Annotated in this window: 22 protein-coding genes and 1 pseudogene; 7 read left to right on the top strand and 16 right to left on the bottom strand. The window is 42.9% G+C overall.

Annotated features, from left to right (window positions below):
• Positions 1 to 66: 66 nt before the first annotated feature.
• The 13 genes from QM738_RS20655 to QM738_RS20595 form a co-directional block, all read right to left on the bottom strand.
• Positions 67 to 765, bottom strand: a complete 699-nt coding sequence (locus QM738_RS20655; protein ID WP_462278644.1) for a hypothetical protein — start codon at positions 763 to 765, stop codon at positions 67 to 69.
• The gene (locus QM738_RS20650; RefSeq protein WP_462278643.1) at positions 752 to 1,129 is read right to left on the bottom strand and encodes a GntR family transcriptional regulator; all 378 of its coding nucleotides are present in this window, start codon (positions 1,127 to 1,129) and stop codon (positions 752 to 754) included. The genes QM738_RS20655 and QM738_RS20650 overlap by 14 nt, the downstream gene beginning before the upstream one ends.
• A 17-nt stretch (positions 1,130 to 1,146) precedes the next feature.
• Positions 1,147 to 1,968, bottom strand: coding sequence for a hypothetical protein (locus QM738_RS20645; RefSeq protein WP_462278642.1), 822 nt, complete (start codon positions 1,966 to 1,968; stop codon positions 1,147 to 1,149).
• Between the two features lie 9 nt (positions 1,969 to 1,977).
• On the bottom strand, positions 1,978 to 2,811 hold the full coding sequence (locus QM738_RS20640; protein WP_462278641.1) for an ABC transporter ATP-binding protein: 834 nt from the start codon (positions 2,809 to 2,811) through the stop codon (positions 1,978 to 1,980).
• A gap of 300 nt (positions 2,812 to 3,111) precedes the next feature.
• Complete coding sequence (locus QM738_RS20635; RefSeq protein ID WP_462278640.1) at positions 3,112 to 3,798, bottom strand: hypothetical protein; 687 nt, start codon at positions 3,796 to 3,798, stop codon at positions 3,112 to 3,114.
• Entirely contained in the window at positions 3,795 to 4,310 is a 516-nt protein-coding gene (locus QM738_RS20630; RefSeq protein WP_462278639.1) for a hypothetical protein, read from the bottom strand. The genes QM738_RS20635 and QM738_RS20630 overlap by 4 nt, the downstream gene beginning before the upstream one ends.
• Positions 4,311 to 4,406: 96 nt before the next feature.
• Entirely contained in the window at positions 4,407 to 4,847 is a 441-nt protein-coding gene (locus QM738_RS20625; RefSeq protein ID WP_462278638.1) for an EthD family reductase, read from the bottom strand.
• A 268-nt stretch (positions 4,848 to 5,115) separates the two neighbouring features.
• Positions 5,116 to 7,317: a DUF5916 domain-containing protein gene (locus tag QM738_RS20620; protein WP_462278637.1), complete on the bottom strand. Its 2,202-nt coding sequence runs from the start codon at positions 7,315 to 7,317 to the stop codon at positions 5,116 to 5,118.
• 8 nt (positions 7,318 to 7,325) lie between these two features.
• On the bottom strand, positions 7,326 to 8,621 hold the full coding sequence (locus QM738_RS20615; RefSeq protein WP_462278636.1) for a DUF3526 domain-containing protein: 1,296 nt from the start codon (positions 8,619 to 8,621) through the stop codon (positions 7,326 to 7,328).
• A gap of 48 nt (positions 8,622 to 8,669) precedes the next feature.
• On the bottom strand, positions 8,670 to 10,118 hold the full coding sequence (locus tag QM738_RS20610; RefSeq protein WP_462278635.1) for a DUF3526 domain-containing protein: 1,449 nt from the start codon (positions 10,116 to 10,118) through the stop codon (positions 8,670 to 8,672).
• 35 nt (positions 10,119 to 10,153) lie between these two features.
• Positions 10,154 to 11,743 carry a TonB-dependent siderophore receptor gene (locus tag QM738_RS20605; RefSeq protein ID WP_462278634.1) on the bottom strand — a complete coding sequence of 530 codons (1,590 nt, stop codon included), beginning with the start codon at positions 11,741 to 11,743 and terminating at the stop codon, positions 10,154 to 10,156.
• Between the two features lie 38 nt (positions 11,744 to 11,781).
• Positions 11,782 to 12,648: a TonB-dependent receptor plug domain-containing protein gene (locus QM738_RS20600; protein WP_462278633.1), complete on the bottom strand. Its 867-nt coding sequence runs from the start codon at positions 12,646 to 12,648 to the stop codon at positions 11,782 to 11,784.
• A gap of 19 nt (positions 12,649 to 12,667) precedes the next feature.
• A complete protein-coding gene (locus QM738_RS20595; RefSeq protein ID WP_462278632.1) occupies positions 12,668 to 13,369 on the bottom strand; it encodes an ABC transporter ATP-binding protein in 702 nt (233 codons plus the stop codon).
• A gap of 803 nt (positions 13,370 to 14,172) precedes the next feature.
• Here QM738_RS20595 and QM738_RS20590 point away from each other — a divergent pair.
• The 3 genes from QM738_RS20590 to QM738_RS20580 are packed head-to-tail and all read left to right on the top strand — an operon-like array spanning position 14,173 to position 16,706.
• On the top strand, positions 14,173 to 15,237 hold the full coding sequence (locus QM738_RS20590; protein ID WP_462278631.1) for a hypothetical protein: 1,065 nt from the start codon (positions 14,173 to 14,175) through the stop codon (positions 15,235 to 15,237).
• Positions 15,234 to 15,896 (top strand): MBOAT family O-acyltransferase, encoded by a 663-nt coding sequence (locus QM738_RS20585; RefSeq protein ID WP_462278630.1) that lies wholly within the window; start codon positions 15,234 to 15,236, stop codon positions 15,894 to 15,896. The genes QM738_RS20590 and QM738_RS20585 overlap by 4 nt, the downstream gene beginning before the upstream one ends.
• Positions 15,897 to 15,938: 42 nt before the next feature.
• Positions 15,939 to 16,706, top strand: coding sequence for an MBOAT family O-acyltransferase (locus QM738_RS20580; protein ID WP_462278674.1), 768 nt, complete (start codon positions 15,939 to 15,941; stop codon positions 16,704 to 16,706).
• 102 nt (positions 16,707 to 16,808) lie between these two features.
• Here the strand turns inward: QM738_RS20580 and QM738_RS20575 are convergent, their stop codons facing one another.
• The 3 genes and pseudogenes from QM738_RS20575 to QM738_RS20565 form a co-directional block, all read right to left on the bottom strand.
• Positions 16,809 to 17,297, bottom strand: a complete 489-nt coding sequence (locus tag QM738_RS20575; RefSeq protein WP_462278673.1) for an FIST C-terminal domain-containing protein — start codon at positions 17,295 to 17,297, stop codon at positions 16,809 to 16,811.
• A 66-nt stretch (positions 17,298 to 17,363) separates the two neighbouring features.
• Positions 17,364 to 17,947 (bottom strand): annotated as a pseudogene (locus QM738_RS20570) (FIST N-terminal domain-containing protein); the annotation flags it as partial.
• Positions 17,948 to 18,149: 202 nt separating this feature from the next.
• Positions 18,150 to 19,106, bottom strand: a complete 957-nt coding sequence (locus tag QM738_RS20565; protein ID WP_462278629.1) for an FIST signal transduction protein — start codon at positions 19,104 to 19,106, stop codon at positions 18,150 to 18,152.
• A gap of 801 nt (positions 19,107 to 19,907) precedes the next feature.
• Here QM738_RS20565 and QM738_RS20560 point away from each other — a divergent pair.
• From QM738_RS20560 to QM738_RS20545, 4 genes are all read left to right on the top strand, one after another.
• The gene (locus QM738_RS20560) at positions 19,908 to 21,389 is read left to right on the top strand and encodes a SusC/RagA family TonB-linked outer membrane protein (RefSeq protein ID WP_462278628.1); all 1,482 of its coding nucleotides are present in this window, start codon (positions 19,908 to 19,910) and stop codon (positions 21,387 to 21,389) included.
• Positions 21,331 to 22,986 carry a SusC/RagA family TonB-linked outer membrane protein gene (locus tag QM738_RS20555; RefSeq protein ID WP_462278627.1) on the top strand — a complete coding sequence of 552 codons (1,656 nt, stop codon included), beginning with the start codon at positions 21,331 to 21,333 and terminating at the stop codon, positions 22,984 to 22,986. The genes QM738_RS20560 and QM738_RS20555 overlap by 59 nt, the downstream gene beginning before the upstream one ends.
• Before the next feature lie 97 nt (positions 22,987 to 23,083).
• Positions 23,084 to 24,811: a RagB/SusD family nutrient uptake outer membrane protein gene (locus QM738_RS20550; RefSeq protein WP_462278626.1), complete on the top strand. Its 1,728-nt coding sequence runs from the start codon at positions 23,084 to 23,086 to the stop codon at positions 24,809 to 24,811.
• Positions 24,812 to 24,845: 34 nt separating this feature from the next.
• The gene (locus tag QM738_RS20545) at positions 24,846 to 25,784 is read left to right on the top strand and encodes a BT_3987 domain-containing protein (protein WP_462278625.1); all 939 of its coding nucleotides are present in this window, start codon (positions 24,846 to 24,848) and stop codon (positions 25,782 to 25,784) included.
• The last annotated feature ends 215 nt before the right edge of the window (positions 25,785 to 25,999 follow it).

Genomic DNA, 25,999 nt, shown 5'->3' with positions numbered 1-25,999 from the left:
TGGGACATGGCGCGGCCAGTTGGCACTTTTGGGTAGCCAGCACAATGGTTGTCTATTGAATGATTGTTATGGGTTACTAGGGACCGAAGTAATTTTTGCTTTTAATAAATGTTTGGACTGAAGTATAAATCGGGAGCTGGAATCAGTTGCGATCGACAATTGACCGATGTCACCTTCCCTGTATTCGAGTGCGGAATTCCTTAATAGTATTTCAAGATTGCTGACTTGCGTATAACCTTCGAAGAGGGCTAGCGAATTATCTGATGCGAATACTTTAACATTTCCCAGCTGAATGGGTTTTCTTGTATAGCCAAAATCAATATGTGATTTTTGTAAATAGAATGTGGGATTGGTTGTGGAATCGTCTTTGCCTTTGTCAAAATAGATAAAGGAATTAAGCGCAGAAATTGTCACGTTACGTGGCAAGGTAAAGCGCACTTCATTGGGGCCACCGACCTGACCTTTTATACCACGTCCGGTAATGATCACGCTATCACCTTTCTTAACTGTTTCTATGATTTCTTCTTTTCCTTTCTCAACTTCCAGGGCATCACCGAAAATAATGCTGGCGCCACTGACATTCTGCATCATTATGACCGATACTTCAGGGAATGATTGCATGGTGCCTTTGCCACGTTTATTATCAGGTTGAGAGATGGTATAATGTCCGTTCCTGTATTTGGCATACAGAGCTATGTGAATTCCTGTGATGAGCAATACCACAGTAAGGAAACCGCCTAATAATATTCTGTTACTCTTTTTCATAATTCTGTTTTTTGAACTTCTCATATTGTGGTTTTAACTCATCGACATCCATATCCAGCAGGTAGATGTTCCTGAAAATAGCAGGGAGCTCTTTTTCTATAAATTCGGTCTTACGATATTCTGTGGCGTGTTTAACACCATCACTGCTCACGAAATAGCCTATCCCTCTTTGGTTTTGAATGATGTTTTGTCCCTGCAAAAACTCATATGTGCGCATGACGGTATTGGGATTCACCTCCAGTTGTACCGCTAACTCGCGCACAGCCGGTATACGTTCATCTGGTTTCCATTTTTTCAAAAGGATGTGTTCGCAGATGAAATCAGCTATTTGCAGGTATATGGCTCTTGATTCTCTGAATTGCATGATATTTTTTTTAAAGGCTACACTTGTTTTTCCTTCAGCCGGTAATAGCTGACGATCCAAAAAAATGGTGCAAGTGCATACAGCAGGATAAATCGAAGAATGTCACCTATCCAGTGTGGTATTTGCACGAGATGGTTATCGGGTCCATTTGTTGTAATCTCGTACGATGTAAGAAATCCGCTTTTGTAATCACCCTCCGGCATCAGGTGTTCGTATAACAAAAAGATGACACAAAAAATCAGGAAGAATATTACGAAACCGCTGATAACAGTTTTGACGAATCCATATTTACTGAAATAAATGGACCCAAGCAAAAAGATGGATTGCAGCGAAAAGAATATCATCACAACATTGAGCCTCGAGTGATTATCTATAGGAACAATGGCCGCACGGAACACGTTAAAGACCTTTGTCTGTTGGATCGGATCGTTTGTGACCAAAAATTTGTTGGCTATTGCAACCATAATTACATCTACGAGGTAGAATGCAGCCAGGAAAACACCGAAGAATAATACAACTGTATACAGGATACTGCAAAGGATTTTTTCAAATGCGGAAGCAGGTACCAGTAAAAAGTTGATTCCTTTTGCCCGCGAACCGAGATCACGGAAATACTGGCTGGCATAAAAGGAACCCACGCCGAAAAGAGAGAAAAAGAAAGTGATCAATTGCATTTCTTCTTCCATGGGTTTATTCCCATCGACCAGCATTGTAAAGGTGAACCAGACAATCAGCAGTATGATAAATCCGGTGATAGCTAACAGGTAGCGTTTTTTATTATCAGCCCAGTGCTTTCCTACCAATAAAGAAAATCTTCTGACACTAAAGAATTGGTTCATAAAAGAGATTTACGATTGAAACAGTTTCGTGATGTTACCGCTGTTGGTCACGATGGCTTTATAAAGTAGTTCGAGGTCGAGCTTGGTTTCCTCTCCCTCAATGTTGGGAGTAACGATAACATTCCCCGCGAGTGATGATTCTTTGTATAGAGCAGTTGCGAGATCAGACTCGTTATTAGCAAACCGGAAAGATAATTTTTGAGAAATATCATCTACATTCTGGTCAAAAAGGATTTTTCCATCGTCAATGACGGTGATCCTGTCGATGAGATTCTCGAGATCTTTTACCTGGTGCGTACTGATGATGATGCAACGTTCTTCATCAAGTGCCTGTGCGAGAATTTTTCTTAACTGGCTTTTACTCATGATATCGAGGCCGTTGGTGGGTTCGTCCATGAGCAAGAGCTTGGCGTTGCTTGCAAGTGCGAAGGAGATCAGGACTTTCTTTTTTTGTCCATAACTCATATTCTGCAGTGTGCTGTCCGAAGGAATTTCGAAAACAGACATATAGTCCCTGAACTTATCGTTATTAAAACAGGGATAGAAGGGAACATAGCTTTTTATGAAACCGGCAACCGGAATATCGGGCAGATAGAATTCTTCAGGTACCATAAATACGTCTTGCAGAAAATCCGGAAGGCGGTCGGCTGGTGTAAACCCATTGACGGAGATGGTTCCTTTTTGGGGAAACAAAAGTCCGGCAATATTGCGCAGGAGGCTGGATTTACCAGTGCCATTTTTTCCGAGAAGGCCATATACATGACCTGCCTGGAAGTTGAGATTCAAGCCATTAAATACCGGCTTCTTCCTGTAAGCGAATGAAACATTTTGTATGCTAACCATGCTGGTGATTTAGTGTACTATATATCTAGTACACATCAAAGATAGATGTTCTTTTGATTAAAGATAGATGTTCTTTTGATTTGCGCAAATGTTTTTTGGGATGGGAATGTTTATGGCTGAGATCCAGTCAATTGATCGTTTACAGTTTTTGAAAAACCTGTCAGTCCATTTTTATCCAGCGGGTCTATTTCGACCAGTTTCAGCGATTTGACAATCTTCATTGTCTTGCATTGCAGGAAATGTGGCGTTATTAAGCGTGATGTGGCTTCCTCTTTCAGGGTAGTATTGTATTTCTTTAGTTTACTCACCATGTACGAGTTCCTGTAAACCTCCAATGATGGTGCTAATTTTCCGTTGCTCAGCGAATTCGAGGTGAGCGGATATCCATTCTTCAAGGTATGGGTGGGCAAGCAATTCATTAAAATGATCTCTCAGAAATACTCTTAACTGCTCAGGTGCTTGTTTCATTTCCGAATAGATTGAGGGACGAGCATTAAGTACATAAACTATATCCTCGAAATCCGTACTAAAACGACCATCTCCTTTACCCCGATCCCGAAACGCTTCCACCTTGCTGGCCATAAAATAATCCGGACGAAGGATTTTTATCATATGTGAATCATCGAGCTGAAAATCTATTGCGTTTTGGTAGCCTTCCGTATACCATTGGTTGGAGAATCCGAGTACACGGCTATCAGTCGGCATGATATCAACTATAATTCCATGTAAACGATATCGGCAGATGACACCGGATTCGATATCATTGACAAAGCCTTTCTGCCTAAGTCTTTCTTCAATATGAGCATATCCATGGTAATTCATTAGCTCAATAAGTACATCGACATCTTCAGTCGGTCGCACTTCACTCGCTGGACGTTCGCTATAAAGATCAACTGTTGCGCCACCAACAAAGACACAAGTGGGTGCCAAATCTTCCAAAGCATCATACACTGCTTTTATCCGTGTTATGTTTTCCTGTCTGCTCAACTGAGGATATGCTGTTCTAATACTTCTTTTGCCACTTTTAATTCCCTAACACGACCAACCCGGTATATATCAATTGCTGCTAACAATAAATATAATGTTTCGTCTATCAGAACCGCTTCAGCTACATTCTTGTATAAAGGAGTAATGGCGAGTCCGCGTTCATCTCCTTTGTCTGCGTCCCACACATACTGAAACTCGGCTTTAAATTTCTTTTTGAAAAAAGGATGTGAATGGGCAGTAGGTATACCAGTAACCATTGTCCCTGGAAGGACAGGAAAAACATAATGCAGTCCATGTTCAATAAACTCCATCAAATTTTCACGATATACTTTCTTTTTTGTATCATCAATCAATCCTGCAATATGACTCCGTTGAAGTGATTCGGAAATCTCCGAAAGGCTAAGCTTTAGTGCGATGGCAACATCACGATACTGCCAATTGGGTTCGGGAATCTTCAATACTTTAAGAAGTACAACTATATCCTGCGGACGCATTCCGTTGTGGGATTTCATATATCTAAGATACGTTTTTTGTTCGCAATTTGCAAACAGCAAACGTAAAATCATAAACATGTTAAAATCAATTATTTATTTCCTTACATTGTAAATTTATTGGTTCTTATCAGCGTTATAAACCACCTGCTTTATTTCACTCACCTGTACAACAGGCACAATGTTCGTATAATTCTTAATGTCGCCTAATATCTCCTCTCTATTCTGCGCAATGGCTTTACCATACTCAGCAACATCAGCGATGTAAAAAGTTCCTATGGCAACAAATGGCGCTTTATCATTGGGTGTTCTCCCTCCTATTCCTTTGACTATCTCATAGTATCTCAAATTCTTGCCCAAATGCCGGGCTACCATCGGCATGTGTTTCTTTTCGTAGTAGTCCATGTCGAAAGTTTTATCCTCGCCTGCAGGGTAAAGAACTTCAACCTTGAATGTTCCGGCTTCTGACTGTGAACATTCGCCATGATTGTTAATTTTGAAACTTGTAAAACTTGCTACTGCGAATACCAGCAGGATGAATTTTAGTTGTGTTGACATCTGGATATGGTTTAAAGATTGTTTATATTACTGTAGCATATTGCTTCTATATACCCTTCATCCGCCTCTTGTTTATCGTCATAGACAGAACGAAGCTTGTTTAGATTTCAGAATAAGCGCAACTCTTTTCTATACTTCCATTTCGAACGAAGATCGCACCTGCCAAAGAAAGCAATTACTTTTCTCCTCATAATTGCGATCTTGCATTTCACCTGGGCACGTCGGTATAATACATGTCATAAAGCACCTGCCCAGACTGCAGCCCAATTTAAAACTGTTTCAGGTAAGAAAACTTAAAAATAACACTCTGATTCCTGGCAGGACTGCTGTCGAATCTATTTTCATTATAAACAATGTACAGAAAACTCAAAGGTGCGACTTCCCAGCTACCCCGAAAGTTCCATCTTCCCTGGTTATCAAACGTATTATACTGATAGAACCCACTCAGTTGAATTCTTGGATTCGCAGCCAGCCTGCACCCCGCCGTCCAAAGATGAATCTCTTCATTCACGTTGTTGATCCCCAAAGACCGGATTTTATTCAGTTGATAGCTCCCCGTAAAATTGACTTTCGGATGCGGTGCAATCCTTACACTCAGATTGAGCTCATCCAATGAGGCGTCATAATACTTACCCCAATAATAGTTTACCGTGCCTGATAGTTTCTTACTTGCATCTGACAAATATCTCACCTGCTTCCTCGTGAAGAAATAATTCCCGGGTTTTACATCGAATCCCAGGGGGTTAAAGAAAAAATGTTCCCAGGTTGGATAGATTGCTCCTTCCAGGGTGCTGTTGTCCTTAAAAATTACATATAATGGAAAGAAGTAAATGTTTCCGCTCTGGAATTTCATATTCCTCCCATCCTGGTACGTTTCAACAAAAATGCCCGGATCCCAGCGCCGGATTATTTTTCCCAACAACCCTTTATTTGGTCTCCAAATAAGGTAGCCTCCTCCGTTATTGTAAAAAGTATTGTTGGTAAAAACGAAACCCATCCCTGGAACATACTTGTCATCGATATAAGTTGTTTTCCAAAATGCGTAAAGCTTATTAGGCGTATATTCTATCCAGAAATTTCCCGCGACTCCAATACTGTCATCCCTGTTATCACGCGAAGCCGTAACCAGGTATTGAATGTTAAAGTCGTCTCTCGGCCGGATAAATCCATCAATTGTTATTGTAGTATTCGAGCGTTGAACAAAGCCTTTATTCTTATCTGATTCGTCCAGGCGGTGAGTGATCATTGCCCCTACATTGCTTTGTTTCCCATAATTCCGAAGATACCTGAACACACTAAAATTGCTTGCCGGTTGCAAATCAGTATCTCGTTGATGAACATATAACGCAGCTATAGCCTGCTTTTGATTTCTATTTGTAAACCGTACCCCGGCATCAAGAGGAACCGGGTCGGCATTATACTGTGTGTTCGATAAACCGATGCTCCTGCTAAAAAAAGGTTTCAACCCCCGTACATCTGCTCCCGCATAGATTCCGCTATTCTCGAGAAAAAATTGCCTGCGCTCCGGAAATAATACATTAAATCTTGTCAGGTTATTTACAACACGATCAACATCTGCTTGCGCAAAGTCAGTATTAAACGTCAGGTCAAGTACCGACTGTGGATTGATTGCCCACTTCATTTCACCACCGGTCTTAAATTTTGAACTCTTGTTGGCAATCCCCTGTGAACTGACGGACCTGTCATTTTGAAACAATAAATATGGTTGCACACGAATATTTGTTGATGGTGCGGGTAGCTCAAGTCCTTTCAATTGCGCCGCATATGTCATTCGCTGCGGTGTAAATGTTTGGGGAATGGCCGGATAAACCGTTTTCTCATAATCCTTTCTTGCCAATCTCGAAAAAGTGATACCCCAGGTGACAGAATCTGTTTCGGCTGGTTTATCATATCGCAAGCTCGAAAAAGGAATAGCCATTTCAGCATACCAGCCGCTGTCCGTTATTGACGTTCTGACTTTCCATAACGCATCCCAATCCAGGTCACGAAACGCATCGTCAAATACCTGCACATCCCGAACATTACCAAGAGGTGTGGTCATGAAGGAGACACAAAACCTCTTCGTGTTTTGCGGGTCCAGCGACACATAAAAATTGTCGCTTCCCGAGTAGTCCCAATCCCGTTTCAAATCCTGGACCCTCATTCCTTTTCTTCCAGAACTGTCTTTGCAAAACGCACCGACATAAACATTTTTACTGTCGAATACTACACGGACTTGCGTTTCGTACAGTATACGCCCACCCTGCCGGGGTTCCATTCTGAAAAAATCTTTCACTATCGGTGCCTGCTGCCAACACAATTCATCGAGCCTGCCATCTATTACAACAGCTTGTTTAGCGCGGGTAGCAAAAACTGCAGGCGGATTTTCAGGTGGCGGAAAATTCAGCGTATCCTGCGCAATCGCGTGCCCGAAAGCCAAAACCAGCAGACATAGTAGAAATTTTCGCATAGGCCGTTTTAAAATGTTTTATTTAATCGCGCGAAACCCAAACCACCGATTACCAAAACGAATAATCCAACATATGCGCTCTTCACCAATGAAACCGGGTTTTTGATCTCGCAATACCGGGGTTGGTGTTTTTTCCAATCTTCCTGCATCACTGGCGAGCCAGTGAATATTTTTGGATAGAAGTACTTCCGTAATCTCTCGTGGAAATCTGAAGTGTTACGCAAAAAAATGAGGTGATTCGTAAGACTGGTTTGAGCGACTTCTGAATTATAGAGTTGAGTGTAGAGTGACGGAACAAGCCAGCTGATCTGTTCACTTAAGTTTTGGCGTTGCCTGAGCTTTTCCATAAACAGGTCTTTATCTGGCCGCGCATCCACATCGCCAAGATGCTGCATGGCATAATACCAAAGCCAGTTAAAGCCTTCGTGTGTCCATTTAAAGGACGAATATTCAGGATATTCTTTAAAAAACATACCCATGCTGCTATCTTCAGGTATGTCCCACTTTTTGTGATATCCATCCCGTTGTTTCAGCATCATGCTGAGTGATTCCGGAACAGGATACTTTCCGGAAATAAAATTGCTTGCAGCAGCAGGAAGTAATAATACGATCATGATCCAACTCCCCAGAAGGAATATCGCATTGTTACTACTGGTTTGAAAGAAGGAGATGAGCAGTAACACAACGGCGAACCAAAAACAGATGTACAGAAAATTGCTCAGGATAAACGCGAGGAATCCCCTGTCAAGCGGTAATTTTACAATCACTGCCGAAAGCAAAATCAATAATAAGAATACACCTGACACAAAGAGAAAAGGCACTGACAGCTTCTTCAACAGGTATTTTCGGGGGCTGAAATTTTGGGAACATATCAATGCCCATGTACCACGCTCCTTTTCCTCACTGTATAGATTGAAAGTCAAACCGATTATTACTAGCGGAAATAAAAATAAAACCACAAAACTCAGATCAAAATTTCCCATCATAGACCGGTACGGGTTCTGAATATCCGTATCATGCTTTTGTGCCTCCAGCGTTCTGATTGTAGGAAATTGAATGCTGCTGTTGATATCACGCTGGCCGATGGAAACAGCAGCCAGCTTCGATGCCGGGTTGATGTAAGCAAACCTGAGGTAATAAAGCAACAAACCCATTTCATCACTATGATATTCAACCAGGCGGTCAATCTTGTCTTGTTGATGCTTAGCAGTCTCTTCGATCAGGGACTGCTGCTGATCCAAAAAATGTTTGCCAACCACGATGCTGACAATTCCAGCCGCGAGTAGCATACTCAATGCAGCCATCACAAACCTGTTTCTTAAAAACTGAATTATTAGTAGACGATACATAGGTTATCCGATGATTTTAATCTGTTTGCTAACAGACATGAGAAGAATAAAAGAAAGCACCAGCCAGAATATCATTGCTGCAACTGAACTCATCTCCATCTTGAAAATATCTTTGAGAGATAAATATTTATAGTCGAAATCCTTCAATCCGGACCAATGCTCCTTATCGATATGTAACGAGTGTGTGCCCCCGGATGGCCGAATGTTGCTAACAAACTCCATTTGCAAATCATTCATTTTTTGGGCGAGCTCATACCGGTAAGCTTCTGCCTGCTGCTGGAAGTTGACGTATGCTTCAAAATCGCTCCCTGCCAATGACATCGAACTGGATTTGATCATCATAAAGGGGTTGATCCATGACATCGACTTTGCGACATTGTTCTGTCTTCTGTGTAATTGAGTTAAACGATCCTGGTGCCGGACATATGTTTCACTACTTAACCGCTCACTGGCCTTACCAACGAGTCCTCCATAGTTGAAGGGTAATTTGTGAACGCTGTCTACGTTGTACTTCGCCAGAACGCTGTCCCGTAAACTTCTAAAGAATGCGTCATCCGGGTTGTGACTGTCGCCCTGTTTCAGAATATCTTCTTCTATTGCTGATTCGAAGCTCAGTTTAGTCGGGGAGGGATACATTTCGTTGCTGACTACCTGGACTAATCTCGGGAGCACCATGGCAAAAACTATCCAGATCCCAAGGAGCTTTACCAACGCTGACCGGGCTGTCATACTTGACGCAGACACAGAGACAGCTACCATTGCGATAATCCAGTAAAATATTGTATAGGAAAGAAAAATAAGAGAAAGCCTGCTTAATGGCTGAGACCCATCAATAGCATTGTGCGTCAGGAGTAGTGTTACAGTTATTAGAAATGCGGGAATAAAAAACAGTGAGCTTAATATCCACAGGCCTACAGCTCTTCCGAAAAGTATAGTTCTTACCCCGGCACCCTGGCTCACCAGGATTTTTAAAGTGCCATTTTCCCTGTCAGCTGCAATGCTATTGAATCCAAGGAAAAAAATAATCAGAGGAAGAAGTGTTTGCAAGAGCATGGCAATGCTCATCTCACCAAGTCGCAACAAACCGGTGCTAAAGCTTGCTTCACTGAAGTTTACTGAATTTTGTTTATGAGCTTCCAAAAAAACAATACTACCGGCATAGTTCTCCATTCCAAAATCGAAGAAGCTTAGGGGATGCCGTATTCTAAATGCAAAGCTTCCAAAGTGGGCCATTCGATGAGGATGCTTGTCGGGGTTGTCTAACCAGCTTTTTCTTGCATAATCCTGGTATGTGTGCATCATTTCATTTTGAGCTTTCGTTTGATGATGGCCCGTTGTCCCTGCATATATCAGAAGTATGAGAAAGATCAACCATAGAATAAAAAACGACCGTTGCTTAATAGTAGCTTTAAAAGTTTGCTTTGCCAGCAAAAAGGTGCGTGACGTGTTCATGGATAATTTATTGAACTCAATGTGAATGCCATGTGTTAAAACCGGTATGATGCAGTCAACATGATGTTTCTCGGTGCTCCCGGAAATAAGCGGACATAGTTTTGTGCCCCGATCCAATAAGTCTTGTTGAGTATATTATTAATGTTTAATGCCAGCTGCATATTTTGTTTCCCGGGTGAATAGTAAAAAGCAATATCTAATAGCGTGTAACCCGGTACTCTAAAGTCCCTGGTGAACCATGGAACACGATTCCCATTGTATTGCAGGCCTGCTCCAACACTAATATTTTTGAAAGTTGAGCTGCTTAAAAAATTATACCTTGTCCAGAGACTCGCACTGTTTATAGGAGTGTTCTGCTTTCGTGCACCTTTCAACGCCGGGTTATTGTCTTCGACAATCTCCGCGTCAATAAAAGAATACGATGCATTGATTTGCCAGTTGGATGTAACATAACCCGCCAGATCAAGCTCAAAACCTCTGCTTCGTTCAGCGCCACGTGTGACCAGTGAGTCGGGATAGGCAGGGATGTTTGCGTTTAAAAGAATGTTCTTCTGCCGGATCTCATAAGTGGCTGCATTCACCATCATTTTCCCTTTAAGCAACGAGGTCTTGATACCCATTTCCTTCAAATCACTTACCAGTGGTTTAAACCGGGAGGCGGACTCTGCTGTCCAAAAATAATTTCCTGTATTTGGCATCAACGTGACAGTATTGCTCTGTGGCTGGAACCCTTCGAGATAAGTCGCATAAACATTAATAGCTTTTGTAAGTGCATACGTAATGCCGATACGGGGGAGAAACTTTGAATTCGTGAAAGATAATTCCAAGGGCGCCTGGAAATTCGTGATATCTTTGAACCAATCATGCCTGATCCCAAGCAGTACAATGAATTTCTTCCATTTTAGTTGTTCCTGGAGATAAACGGAATGGTTTGTAGTAAGTGCAGGTGGAATAGCGGTTCGTGCATTTATCACATAATCGTCAATATTGCGAATTGAATAAACAGGATTAATAAGGTCAAAGTGGTTCACATTCGGTTTTGGCAGCACCTGCCCATTATAGCTGACAGTTTGATATAAAGCCGCATTCGCCACAACAAAGGAATTAGCTGTTGAACCGTCTTTTAATAGATATCCACGAGCCGAATTTTGTCCACCTCCTTTCAATTTCTCCCAACTGTGGAGATCATACCCGATCAGGAGCTGATGGGATATTGTGCCTGTATTGAAATCGAAGTTGAAATAGCTATTGATGTTGTCTATATTCCAGCTTTGTTTACGTTGCACGAGTTGCATCGCTACCAAAGAATTTACCGGTTCGGCGTTTATATCGGGAGCGAATGCATTATTCGTTCTGTGTTCAAGTAAATCCTCTTTCCACGTCTGCTTCATGTATGATGCATTAAAGCTGATTGCTTCTGAAAAGCGATGGGAGAAATTGGAGGTAACAATAAACTCCCTGGATTTAAAAAAATCATTCGGTGCTCCGAGGTTAAGACTCCATGGGGTACTATTAAGATTTGTTTGACCTGCAATGGCCCCAAATATCGGCTGCCCTCTATCGAGATTTCCATCCAGGTCTGTGAAGATGAGCTCTACGTTTACTGCTGTTTTATCATTTGGCATATACGAAAAGGAAGGGGACAGCAACAAAGAATTGTTTTTTACCAGGTCGCGGAAACTTCCGGCTTCCTGGTATGCTCCGTTAAACCGGTAAAGCAAGGTTTTTTCTTATTGAGCGGACCTGTGAAATCTATTGTCGCCCTGATGGTGCTAAAACTTCCGACCGACAGGTTAATTTCTTTCCGACTGTCAGCCAATGGCTTTTTTGTTACCATATTAATGCTGCCGCCTGGATCAACGCTTGCGAATGTCGCACTTGCTGGTCCCTTAATAACTTCCACCCTTTCGATATTACTTGTGACAGGCTGAAGAAAATAGTATTGCCTCGTACGCATGCCATTGATAATCTGTCCTTCTTCGTTTTGACTTATTCCACGAATTGAATATTGGTTGTAATAACTGGAAGGGATTACTCCGGGAATTACTTTGACAGCATCTGCTAATTGAAATGCCTGCCTGTCGGCCATTAATTCTTTAGTGACAGTATTAAGTGTTTGGGAAAGATCCTTATTAAGCGTGGCTGTTCTTGTTGCGCCGAAAGAGTAGTCACTGGTATATTTTCTGGCTGAGCGACCGACCACTTCAACCTTTTGTAATTGCAAAGCGGCCGGAGAGAGAACAAAATCAAATTCCTCTATGTCATTGACTATCTCGACATCCCGTGAAGAAGATTCGAAACCAATGGCTGAAACGGTGATTTGATAAGTGATTTTTTTCAGCCCTGTAATCTGATAGATGCCATTATGGTCAGCGACCTGGGTCGTACTGCTTTCAGTGCTTACCAACCTGATGGTTGCTGCCCCGATTGGCGTTTTATCCGCAGATAAAATTTTACCGCGTATGATGGATTGGCTTTGGGCTGTCGTGATGCAGAAAAAGGTTATAAGCAGTAGGATGGAATATTTCATATCCTGAGTGATGTGGTGATTAAATAGTTTCTAAATACAGTTTTTGTAGTTCAACGGCAGAAATGCCGGATGGAATGACTGAATGAACGAGTCTTCCTGCCTTCATGATTCCGATACGAGTTCCAACATTCACGGCATTAAAGATGTCATGTGTAGCCATGAGGACCGTTCTGCCTTCTGCAGCGAGCTCTTTACAAATGATTGTGAAGTCGTCAGTTGCTTTAGGATCGAGACCACTGGTAGGTTCATCCATTAAAATGATTTTTGCTTTTTTTGCAAGAGCGATTGCAATTCCGACTTTTTGACGCATTCCCTTGGAGTAGGCAGACAGTCTTTTATGATGCGCTTCTTCCTGAAGACCTGACTTAACGAGAAAGTCTCCTAATTCATTTTTAGAATAGTTGAAGCCTGCGATTCGGCTAAAGAATTCAAGATTTTCGATTCCGTTCAATGTCCCGTAGAGTTGCATGACTTCGGGGATGTAGGCAACATATCTTTTGCTTTCCAGGTCGTTTTTTTTGACCGCAATACCGTTGAGCATCACTTTACCGCCTGAAGCCCCGATGAAACCCAAAAGGATATTGATTGTTGTGGTTTTTCCTGCACCGTTCTGACCAAGGAGGCAAAAAACTTCTCCCTGGCCGATCGTGAGGTTTAAATTGTCCAATGCGAGGAATTGACCAAATCGCTTGGTAAGGTTTTCAATAAAAATTGTTTGCATGATTACCTGGTATGAATATTCATTCGCAGTGTATACACACTGACCTGTGACAATAACTTATTTGATGTTGTGTAAAGCCGCTAAAAGAGTATGTGCTATTATGCGCTGATAAGTACAACCAAGCGAGATCTGAATGGCATTGAGATCAGGCAATGCATCAGCAACAGGAACATGAAAATTTTATGTACTGCAAGACAGTAGCTTTACAAAAGAAGCTGATCAGCAATTGGGGGGACCGCGACTGGTAAAGTAGAAATAACGCTCAGCTGTAATTGAGTTCAGGCAAGCGCTCTCACACCGACTCAGAAACCGAACAGTAAGATTGATTGTCGTATGTGTATCGTCGGCGTATGTTGAATAATGATGGGAACATATCTGGCAATCTGAGTCTATGCTTTCCTGGTGAGCTTTCAGGATTTTTTCACCTGATATGGAATATTGTATTGCCGGTTCACAATTATTAAGATGCTGATGCCAGAGTTGAACCGGTGTGGCAATAAAGAGGTAGAGCGCCGCAAGAAAAGCAGCAATCCTTTGTTTGTATTTTACTTTTTTGGTCACTCTAATAATTGCAATACTGTTTGCAAATATATGGAAAATAGTAAGATGTCCAATAGTTAGTGCATGAATTCAATTAAAGAGTTCCGGCTTTCATCCCACTCACCACATTTGGGGATAGGAATCGCTCAAAATATTTCTTAGGTTAGCCAGTTTACAAACCACACGGTCCACATCTCCCGCCTTTTGATTACTGACCCTGGTTATTAGCATCTTACAACCATTCACCATATCAAACTACTGTTATGGAAAAGGGCCACTTTATCAAAGCCGGGATCCTCAGCGCACTGCTGGTCATCCTTTTTTTAGTTTTCCTGGAATATTACTGGCGAAGTAAGGGTTTGATTATTTCCTACAATGACGATAAAGTTATGTGGGCTGATCAGCGCCGGAAAGTTGATCGCTTAGAAAACCCGGGAACGGTTTTCTCAGGTGGATCGAGAATCAAGTTTGATCTCGATGTCGCGATGTGGAAAGAAGAAACCGGGGAAGATCCAATTCAGTTAGCAATCGTCGGCACTCCTGCCCGACTTGTCATATTTGATCTGGCGGAAGACAAAGATTTTCGGGGTAACGTGATAATAGATGTAGCGGAAGGACAATTTTTTTATCCACCGAATCCGCGAAGAGAGAAAATGGCAAAAGAGACACTGCAATATTTTCATGACCAGACACCAGCGCAACGTGCAAGTGCACAATTGAATTTTGCATTGGAATCAAAACTGGTATTGCTGGAAGAAAGCAGGCTTGGATTGAATGGGCTTTTGGAAGAAGTCAGGATCAGGAACCGGAAAGGTGTAGTGAGCATGCCTACCCAGGCGTTCGAAAATGGAATGGTGATTACAAACGCTGGCAGGCAAAACCTGATCACAGCGAGGTTTCTACGGGATACCATGGCACAACGTTTACAATCGGATTACTGGATGAAGGGCGGTGCTGCAAATATGGTAAGGAACCGTCCGCCTAAAGGTGATTCGCTCCTGCAGGTGTTCAAACTATATTCAGCAGCGATTGAAAAAATCCGTACGAGGGGTGGAAAAGTAATATTTGTAAGACCTCCATCAAGCGGCGCTTTCCTGGAACGGGAACGAAAAGCTTTTCCCGGTCCGAATACTGGGATCAATTGCTTGTACAAACTAAAACACCCGGAATTCATTTTATTGATTATCCTGTACTTGCTGGTTTGCAATGTGCGGAGCTATCGCACCTTTCACCGGCCAACGCGAAAATTTTTACAAGGGAACTGGTACGAATACTTAAAGAAGAACATGGTTGGAAATTTCCGGAATAACCTTAAACCTGCTTTATGATATTCAACTCCTTCATCTTTATAGCCTTCTTTGCTATCATGTTGATACTGCATAATCTGTCATTCACATGGAAGGTTAAAAAGATCAACCTGCTGCTCGCGAGTTATGTTTTCTATGCAGCCTGGAATCCACCGTTCATTTTATTACTATGGTTGTCTACAGTAGTAGATTTTTTTGTGGGACGGGCATTATACCGCCAGGAAAATAAGCGCAAACGAAAGTTGCTGCTGGTGATAAGTCTCATTGGCAATTTGGGGATGCTTTGCTTCTTCAAGTATGGCACTTTTCTCCTTGATAATTTTGTATCACTTGTAAACTTATTTGGCGTGGATTTTCACCCTGCCAAACCAGATATTATTTTACCAGCCGGTATCTCTTTCTACACGTTTACAACCCTTTGCTACACGATTGACATGTATAAACGTAAGAGTGAACCGGTTCGTTCGCTACTGGACTTTTCTCTCTTCGTAACATTCTTTCCGCACCTGGTCGCAGGTCCGATCGTACGCCCACCACAATTGGTTCCCCAGTTTGAAACACCACGCAAAGCAACCTCACAACAGCTAACACAAGGATTGTTTTTGCTTTCCCTCGGGCTCTTTATGAAGGTGCTTGTTGCCGATACACTATTGTCAGCCACTGCAGATTTCTATTTTTGATCCACAAATCCCCTCGCAAGTCTCGATGCATGGACAGGTGTCCTGGCATTTTCCGGCCAGATATTTTTTGACTTTGCAGGTTATTCCACCTGTGCGATTGGTGTAGCTTTGACACTTGGTTTTGTATTGCCGGAAAACTTTCGTTACCCCTATGCAGCTTCAGGTTTTTCCGATTTCTGGCGAAGATGGCATATTACATTATCAGCGTGGTTGCGCGACTATCTATATATTCCGCTGGGTGGAAACCGAAAAGGTGAAGCAAGAACCTACATCAACCTGATGATTACAATGCTGCTTGGTGGATTATGGCATGGCGCTTCATGGACGTTCGTCGTCTGGGGAGCATTGCATGGGTTCTATCTATGCATTGAAAGATTGATAAAAGAAAAATTCAGACCTACACCTGAACCTGTATTAGCAGACATCCCGGTACAAAGAGCAGGGATCGGTTTCGGACGATTTGGCAAACGGGGTAATGAATTGCTTTTGGTCTTATTGACGTTCTTCTGTGTGACGATCACCTGGGTATTCTTTCGGGCGCCTGATTTCACTTCAGCATGGCGGTTATTAACTTCGATGTTTGGCCAGGCAAGAGACGGTGTACCGATACTGCTAACGCTGGATATACTGAAAGTGGGTATAGTTGTTTTCTTTATGTTATCCTGTCACTGGCTGATGCGAAATACCAGCGTATTGCAGGTAGCGCGTAAAATAAACTGGTGGGTATTGGGAATTGTGTGGGCGTTGCTGCTGATGGGGGTGATCATTAGTCAGAAGAGCGGTGATTCGTTTATTTACTTCCAGTTTTAGAGGATATTCACTTTAATTTTCTTACCCAGCCCTACTTCAACGATTTTCCATAGCCTGATGTTCAGGTATTTGTAAAAAGTCAATATGCCGGAAGTGCTTTGATTACCTCTCTTTCAACACCACCCAGCTTACAGTCGTCCCATGAAATTCACAACGGCCTTCATCTAATTTTCCAAATTCTCCGAGGGAAAAAAATCCGACCATGGGTGTGTTCCATGTGGCTGCGAGTCCTTCTATTTCTGTTGAAATCATCGGACCAAATGATCCCAGCCTGCCAATGCAGGAAAAAACAAGCATGGCATCGGCATCGGGCATATTTCTTTCTTTAATGATCCTGGTGCTATCTACAACGGTGTCGATCGCATCGAAATCCGGTGGAAGTGAAAAGCGGAAGATATCTCCTTCTTTGACTTCACCTCCAATCATGACCGCTTTATTTTCCGTATTCCATATCAACACAGGCCGCATCATCGGTGTACCGGAAGCTCGTTGAAATTGCAAGGGATAACCTGCATCCAATGGAACGAGTCCCCTTGCCTGATTATCGAAAGTAATAATATCTCTTCCCAAAAATTTCTGGATCACGTCCATGGCAGGTTCATTGTCGATGGTGTGTACCCACCAGCCTTCGCACTTTGTAATCTTCTTGGTTGTACCGACAGGCTTCCATCCTGAAACCGCTAATCCATTAATGGAAACCCTGTCCTCGTCGACTATTAATGCGAGCAAACCTGCTTTGCTCGATAAATTGTTTGTGAATACAATCCGGAAAAATCGGCGGGATTACCCGCAACACCACCCATGACAGTCACGTCATGGCCTGCGGCATCCGTTAATCCCCTGATCAGATCTTCGCCGGACATACTGATATCGGCAGATGAAATAATGAAACCGGGGTTGGCAAATGTATTCAATCCAATCTCTCCTGCCTGGTGCGCGGCTTTATATTCAGATGATCCCTGGTAATCGTTTAAGACGATTCTAAAACTATCAGGGTTGATATCCATCAATAACACAATGATGTCATCGGCCTCCATACCCTGCTCTGTAAATTTTTGAGAGGTGCTGAGTCCGAAAATGGCAATACCATTGCTGTCAAATAGGGAATTCAGCTCTTCAGCGCTGCCAACAGTCGTTAAGATGATAATGGCAAGTGATGGTTTAAAGTTATCACGTCCGCTATCCTTTAACGCTTCCTTTATTTCAGCAGGTGTTTTTCCTTTGATTGATCTCGCTTGCATGATTACTTTTCTTTTAATACCACCAGGCAGCATGTGTTATTATGATAATCGTATTTACCGGTCCTGGATTTCCCATATTCTCCATAGGAGAAAAAGCCGGCCATAGGCGCATCCCAGATTTGTTGTTACCTGCTCGATCTCTTCTTTCATTACAATACCAAAAGATAAATATCTGCTTACGCATGAAAACATGATCAATGCGTCAGCCTCCTGTTGCACCTCTTCTTTGATGCTCTGCAATTGTAGCAACAACTTTATCGATGGAGTCGAAATCCGGAGGAAGCGAAAACCTGATTTTTGCGCCCTGTGGTACTTTCCCGGAGCAAATAAGCGAGCGTTCTTCACGGTTTGCAAACATGGCTGTTCGTATGACCGGATCGACATTGTCCCGCTCCACCTGCAATGGATAATACCAGGAGCTAAGAAAAGTCACGATGTCTTTATTCTCTTCCTGCTTTATCCCGACACCGAGATAGTTCATGAGTGTATCCAATGCCGGCTTATCGTCGATGGTATATATCACACTCCCTTCGCTTTTTGTTACAGTTTTTGTGGTACCAACAGCTTTCCAGCCACAGGTGGCAATACCGCTAACTTCAATTTTATCCTCATCAATAATCAGTGCAACCAATGCACTGTTGTTACCTTTTCCGTTAGTAAATACAAAAGTTGACTCTAACGCCAGGTCATCCCCTGCTTTGCCTCCAAAGATGGTCACTTCACCTTCCGAAGGTTTTCCAAATCCTTCGATGATACCTTCGACGATAGGGTCGCCATCCAGGGACACGCCGCTATTTGCAATAATAAATGCGGGGCTGGTAAACATTTTACCACCGGTTATGCCCAGTTTTGTTGAATCTTTGAAAGCAGTATCCTGGCTTGTTTCAATAAATTCTATTTTGAAACAGGCCGGGTTCATATCAAGCAAGAGGATAACGATGCTGCCACCTTCGATTTCGCCATCGATAAATTCACCGGCAGTGGTGGCGCCGAAAACCTGAATAGCTTTTTCGTCAAGTAGTCTGGAAATGGTTTGCCAGTCCTGTTTAACGGACATGAATACGATGGCCAAGGTTGGGATGAAGGCATCGGTGAAACTGCCAGTTAATGCAGAACGGATCTCTTCGGTGGATTTGCCTTTGAGGGATTTTGCTTGCATGGTGGTTTGGCTTCCAATTCATTTGAACCGGGCTGATACTTAAATATATGCCATCGGGGTTATTTTCCGGCAAAACTTACCTCTGAATAACACGAAAGCAGCTTGATGCTCCAGGTTGACGCCGATTGCTGGTTTTCTTTTATACACAAATCATATCGGTAGGTCATCAGGTTCTTTTTGCAGGCAATCAATCTTTCTATATCGGCACATTTTATTTTCAGTTGCCCGGTTTTGAGCCGTATAGTGACGCCGTCGTCCATGATAGAAAAACCGGGAATTTGCCTGCATGGTAATTGGAAGTGAAATCGAAAGTAACGGGAATCGCTGCATCACGTTTCAAAAATATTTTTTTTGTTGTTGTTAAAAAACCTTTTAACTTCCATTTGCTAAAACGATTTAAGAGTTTCTACCAATTGCCATATCCAGTGATCAATTTTCAACCAAATTGCTGCATAAGCCTCAGTCATGCCCCTATAAAACGGCCGGCGCTATATTCTCTTTTTTCTATATAAGTCACAAGGGCAAACCTGCCCACACATCTCTCATTCCAACCTACAACAACATTTTTCACCTTTTCAAATTGATTCGGCATGACCATGAAAAAGCTCATGTAAAATATTTGGGAAGAGTCCGTTTGTAAATATGTTTTGAAACCGGCAACCAACCTGACTCGTTTCCGGTTTGCTATTTACCCTGGCAAGGGTAGATATAGACAGTTTTTTGCCTTAACCGACCTATGCCAACACCACCCGAAAACTACATCCATAGAGTCCTTTTTTTACTACTATAAAAACTAACAGTATGCTGAAACCAATTTCACTTTTCAAAAAACGATGGCTTTTGCTAAGCATGTTACTGCTTGGTGCTATCAACCTGACTGCTCAGATTGAGAAGCAAAACATTTCCGGGCTGGTCAGGGACCGCGCCGGTTTGGCTATTTCCAACATTTCTGTCCAGGTGCAAGGATCAAATGTGGGCACCATTACTGATGCGAAAGGAGAATTTAATATCCAGGCGTCGAAAGTTGACAGCCTTGCTTTCTCCGGTGTTGGATATGTCGCACAAATTGTATTTGTAGGGAATAACCGGATTATCAATATCACTTTGGATGCAACTCAAAACTCATTAAACGAAGTGGTGGTTGTCGGCTTCGGACGACAAAGAAAGATAAGTGTCGTTGGCGCCCAGTCAACCATCAGCCCCGAAGAGCTCAATATGCCGGTGTCAAATATTACAACGTTACTCGCAGGTCGTCTCTCCGGTGTAATTGGGGTACAGCGGGGCGGTCAACCCGGTCGTAACGGAGCCGATATATGGATCCGCGGTATCTCTACGTTCGGTGGTGGATCGTCAGCGCCATTAGTGCTTGTTGACGGTGTCGAAAGGCCCATCGACAACATTGATCCCCAGGATATCGCCTCTTTCACTGTATTAAAAGATGCTGCAGGTACCGCTGTATATGGTGTTCGTGGCGCCAACGGTGTCATCCTCGTTACCACACGTACTGGTAAAGTAGGTAAACCAACGGTACAGGTTGATTTCAGCCAGGGTGTGTCCAGCTTCACACAAGTACCTAAAATGGCTGATGCTGCCACTTATATCACGGCTGCAAATGAATCATACACTGCGAGAGGGCAAGCCGCAAAATATTCGCAAGGTTATCTCGATAGTACCCTTGCAGGATATGATCCGGAATTATTCCCCAACGTTGACTGGTTTGACGCATTATTTAAGAAGAGAGGCTCTGTAAGAGCAGCGAATGTGAATGTAAGCGGCGGTTCTGATTTTGTCCGCTACTATGGTTCCGTTTCATACTTCGATGAATCTGGCCTAATGAAAACGGATAACCTGCAAACCTATAATGCCGACCTGAATTTCAGAAGATTCAATGTTACCTCAAATGTGAACATGAACATCACGCGGACTACCAAACTGGATGTGGGTATCAGAGGTTTCTTCAGCAATATCAACCAGCCATATATTTCGACACAAGACATCTTCGGTTCAGCAATGTCCACGCCTCCTACCGAATATCCATTGGAATATACCGGAGGATTTGTTCCGGGCAAAAACCCGAATGGTGGTTATCGTAACCCATGGGCAGATCTGACCCGTCGCGGATACTCTACTGAATTCAATAATCAGTTATTCTCTAACCTCCGGTTGTCGCAGGATTTTGGCTTCTTGCTAAAAGGTTTTAGTGCTACTTCCATGTACAGCTTCGATGCTTACAACACACAAAACATCAACCGCGGCAAACGTCGAGACCTTCTATTTTCCTGATCCGCAAAATCCAAGGAACCCTGATGGGTCACTTAATCTTACCAGAACATTCGTTGGCGGTGGTAACTATCTCAGCTACGAAAGAGGAAACTCCGGGCGCCGGAATTTCTATTGGGAATCATCCCTGAATTATGACAATACATTTGGCGATCACCGTGTAGGCGGCCTTGTTTTATTCTATACGTCCGACAAAACGGATGCTTTTGCCGGTGACTATACTACTGCCATTCCGCAACGCTACGTCGGTCTGGCCGGTAGAGTTACCTATTCATATAAAGACAGGTACTTCATCGAAGGTAACGTCGGGTATAACGGATCAGAGACCTTTGCGCCAGAAAACAGGTATGGATTCTTCCCTGCGTTTGGTGTGGGTTGGGTACCATCGAATGAAAAATTCTTCGAACCGATCAAGAATGTAATCAGCTATTTGAAGTTCAGGTATTCTGACGGTTTAACCGGTATCGGTGAAATTGGGGGAAGACGATTTGGCTACCTTACCATTGTTGCCGACAACCAACAGGGCTATCGCTTCTCACGCGACTTTGGATATATTCCTGGTATCAACGTAACAGAATTCGGTGCAGATGTGAAATGGGCACAGGCACGCAAACAGGATTTGGGCATGGGGGTTAAAACGCTCAATGACAAGCTTTCATTTATCGTTGACTTCTTCAAAGAAAGAAGAGAAGGCGTGTTCTTAAGAAGAGCTTCTTTACCAACATTCATGGGATTGAATAATCCTCCTTACGGTAATCTTGGTATAGTAGATAATAAAGGGATTGATGCAAGTGTCGAGTATAATGGCAACATCGGAGATTTCCAGGTTTCAGTTAGAGGAAACGTGACATACAATAAAGACAAAATGGTTGAAAACGATCAACCTGCTCCGAAATATGAATGGATGGATAGAAGAGGATACAATATCCTGGCGAGATTTGGTTATGTAGCAGAAGGCCTCTTCAGGGATCAGCGTGAGATTGATGCCAGCGCAGTACCTGGCGACCGTTCCACTATTTTACCTGGCGACATTAAATACAAAGATCTGAATGGTGACGGACTGATCAACAGTTATGACATGACATACATTGGTCATGGAGACGTTCCCTCGACCGTGTTTGGATTTGGATTTGGTGTTGGCTATAAAGGATTCCGTCTCGATGCGCTCTTTACAGGCCAGGCTGGTGCTGATATCTATATGGCAGGTGACGCGATTCAGCCTTTTGCAAATGGTGCGGGGATCTCAAACGTATTTGCGAATATCAATGACAGATGGACTGTAGACAATCCAAGACAGGACGTTTTCTATCCAAGACTGGCAAACGGTGAGGACCGTAACAGGAACAATGTACAAAACAGCTCATGGTGGATTCGCGATGCAGACTTTGTCCGGTTAAAAACTGTACAGTTAGGTTATACATTGCCTAAAAGGTTTTTAGGAAATGTTTTCAGAAATGCCATGATCTATATACAGGCTATCAATCCCGTTACGTTCAGCAAATTTGATTTGTGGGATCTTGAAAGCACGATTAATGTTGGTAACGGTACCCGTTATCCCAACATTAAATCATACTCACTTGGATTCAATGTAAGCTTCTAACCTGTAAAACAACTTCTATCATGAAATTTTCAAAAATAATATTATCGGTATTGTGTCTTGGTTTCCTGACGACAGGCTGTAAAAATATCTTGACCAGGTGCCTGATGACCGGTTAACACTGGAGGAAACGTTCAAGAGCCGTGCTACTGCGGAAAAATTCCTGGCAAGCGCCTATGCATTTATTCCGCGTGAACATACGCAACGTTTTGTTGGCAACTATAATTCAGGCCCGTGGACGGGAGCATCTGACGAAGCGGAATACCTCTGGGGCTTTGTAGAATCCAATCAAATGAACATTGGTAGCTGGGATGTAAGCAGTGGATTTACAAAAGCGTTCTGGCGCGATTTCTACAAAGGAATCCGTATCGCTACATTTTTCATTTCCAATATCGATAATGTAACGGTGGATATCAGCGCTGCGCAAAAAACGCAATACAAAGCGGAAGCGCGGGCATTACGTGCGATCTATTATTACTATCTGATGCGCATATATGGTCCTGTAGTGTTACTCGGTGATGAGGTTATTCCCGTTGACGCACCGCTGTCCGATATCCAGTTGCCAAGAAGCAGCGTCGATGAGTGTGTTGACTTTATCACTACGCAATTGGACCAGGCTGCTGCAGATCTGCCTGTAAGCTCTTCCAATGATGCGAACATCGCACGTATCACAAAACCTGTTGCGCTGGCCATAAAAGCGCAGACTTTGTTGTTTGCTGCAAGCCCTCTTTTCAATGGCAATCCGGATCTGGCGAACCTGAAAAATAAAGACGGCAAGCAATTGGTTCCACAAACACCTGATGCTTCGAAATGGCAAAGAGCTGCGACAGCTTACAAGGAATTTATCAATCAGTTTGTACCGAATGTTTTCGATTTATATAAGGTATCAAACGCTAATCCTTTTACTGCTGCATATCTTTCCTGCCGCGATGCGATACTGGTGGATTGGAACAAGGAAACCATTTTCGGCCGCCCTGATGATGATAATGCACGTAACTATGAAGTCACTCCTTACCATAATGGTTATGCTTCTGAAGTAAGAGGTAGTGGTGGTTTAGGTGCAACACAAAGACAGGTTGACGCATTCTTTATGGCAAATGGTAAACCAATTACTGATCCAACTTCGGGATACCAAACATCAGGAACTTCACAGTTCCAGGCGCCGGATGATAATGGTCCACGTGAAGTTTTCAATGAATGGGTAAACAGGGAGCCAAGATTCTATGTGAACATCACGTATGATAACAGGACCTTCCTGAATAAAAACTCAGGTGAAGCTATTACACGTCTTTATTTCAAAGCAAATTCCGGTAAAGGAACCAGTAACGACTACTGCCCTACCGGCTATGTTGTAAGAAAAGGTGCGCAGACAAGAGACTGGCACCAGGGGAACAGTGTTGTGATCCTGGTAAGGCTTGCCAATATCTACCTGGATTATGTAGAAGCATTGAATGAAGCCAATCCAGGTGATGCCGATATTCTCCTTTATCTTAACAAGATTCGTGAACGTGCAGGCATACCACAATACGGCACTCCTGAATTAGCTGCACCGGCCGGCCAAGCTGCCATGCGCACGGCAATCAGGCAGGAAAGACAGGTGGAGCTTTGCTTCGAGAATACACGGTATTTTGATACCCGCCGCTGGAAAATTGCCGAGCAAACTGATGGTGGTCCCGCAATGGGCCTCGATATCGACGCCACACTTCCCGGGTTTTATAACAAGAAAGCTTTTGAAACAAGAGTATTCAACAAAAGACATTATTTCTTCCCTATTCCTGAAGAAGACGTAAACAATGACGCACAACTGGTGCAAAACCCCGGATGGTAAACAGGTTTTAGTTTATTAAAATAAAACATCGAACATGAAACAAGTTTTTAACTGTCTATATATTTTGCTTTGCGCGTCACCACTTTTATTATCGTGCGGCAAAACCAAAGAGATCAAGTGGTCAGAAGAAGGAAAAATATATATGACCCAGGCCCAGGATTCGCGAAGCAATCTCACGGCTGTAATTGCAGATGCTGAACAAACTTTCAGCTTTGGCGCTTCTTACGGCGGATTGGAATATCCTTCACAGGACATCACGGTGAATTTCGAGCTGGCTACTGATCTTGTAGATGACTATAATGCGGCAAATGGCACTTCTTACCAGATCATGCCAACTGATAAATACACGATCTCCGGGCTCACTACAGTGATCCCTGCCGGCCGCACAACATCGGAAGGGCTGACTGTTTCCATCAAAACAAAGGACCTGGAAAAAGATGCCGAATATCTCTTTCCTATCGTGTTGAAAAGCGTTTCATCGGGCAATATCAACCCTGATTTGTCGACAGCATGGTTTCGCGTAAAAATAGTCCGTAAGGAAACAGATGTAACAGACACCGGGACATTAACCGTTTCGAAAGATAACGACGGCGGTCCGAATGCAGGTGAAGGTTCTTCCAAACTGATCGACAACAATCTCAATTCGAAATTCCTGGTATTTAATTTCCCTTCCGGTCTTTGGATGCAACTACAGCTTAGTGCACCACAGGTGATCGAGCAGTATAAATTGACATCGGGTAATGATGCCCCGGAGCGTGATCCGAAAAACTGGAAGTTCTTCGGATCAACCAATGGAACGGACTGGACACTGTTAGATGAAAAAACAGATCAGTCATTCAGTGGCCGGAACCAGACAATCAACTATGAGTTCGACAATGATACTCCTTACTCCTACTACCGCTGGCAGGTAGATGAGATCAATGGAGCGGATTTGTTCCAGATTAGTGAGTGGAGGATCGTGACGTTTAAGTGATAGGAATATCTTGTTTTCTTGTTTTGAAAAGCTGCAACCCGTAGCTTTTTATTTTAGCGTGTCGCAATAATCTGTTAGGAAATTACGGACAATTCTTATTCTTCGAGAGGTTTTATCTATTGACGATCAATTAATTAATATTCTCCAGGAGTGAAGATACGTTTCGATTATTTTGATTATTTCGTTTATTTCGTTTAAATTTGTTGTAAAACTTC

It is taken from the genome of Ferruginibacter sp. (assembly GCF_049840995.1).
Lineage (GTDB): Bacteria > Bacteroidota > Bacteroidia > Chitinophagales > Chitinophagaceae > Ferruginibacter.
Note: the sequence above shows the minus strand (reverse complement) of the source record. Positions and strands in the feature narration are given on the sequence as shown.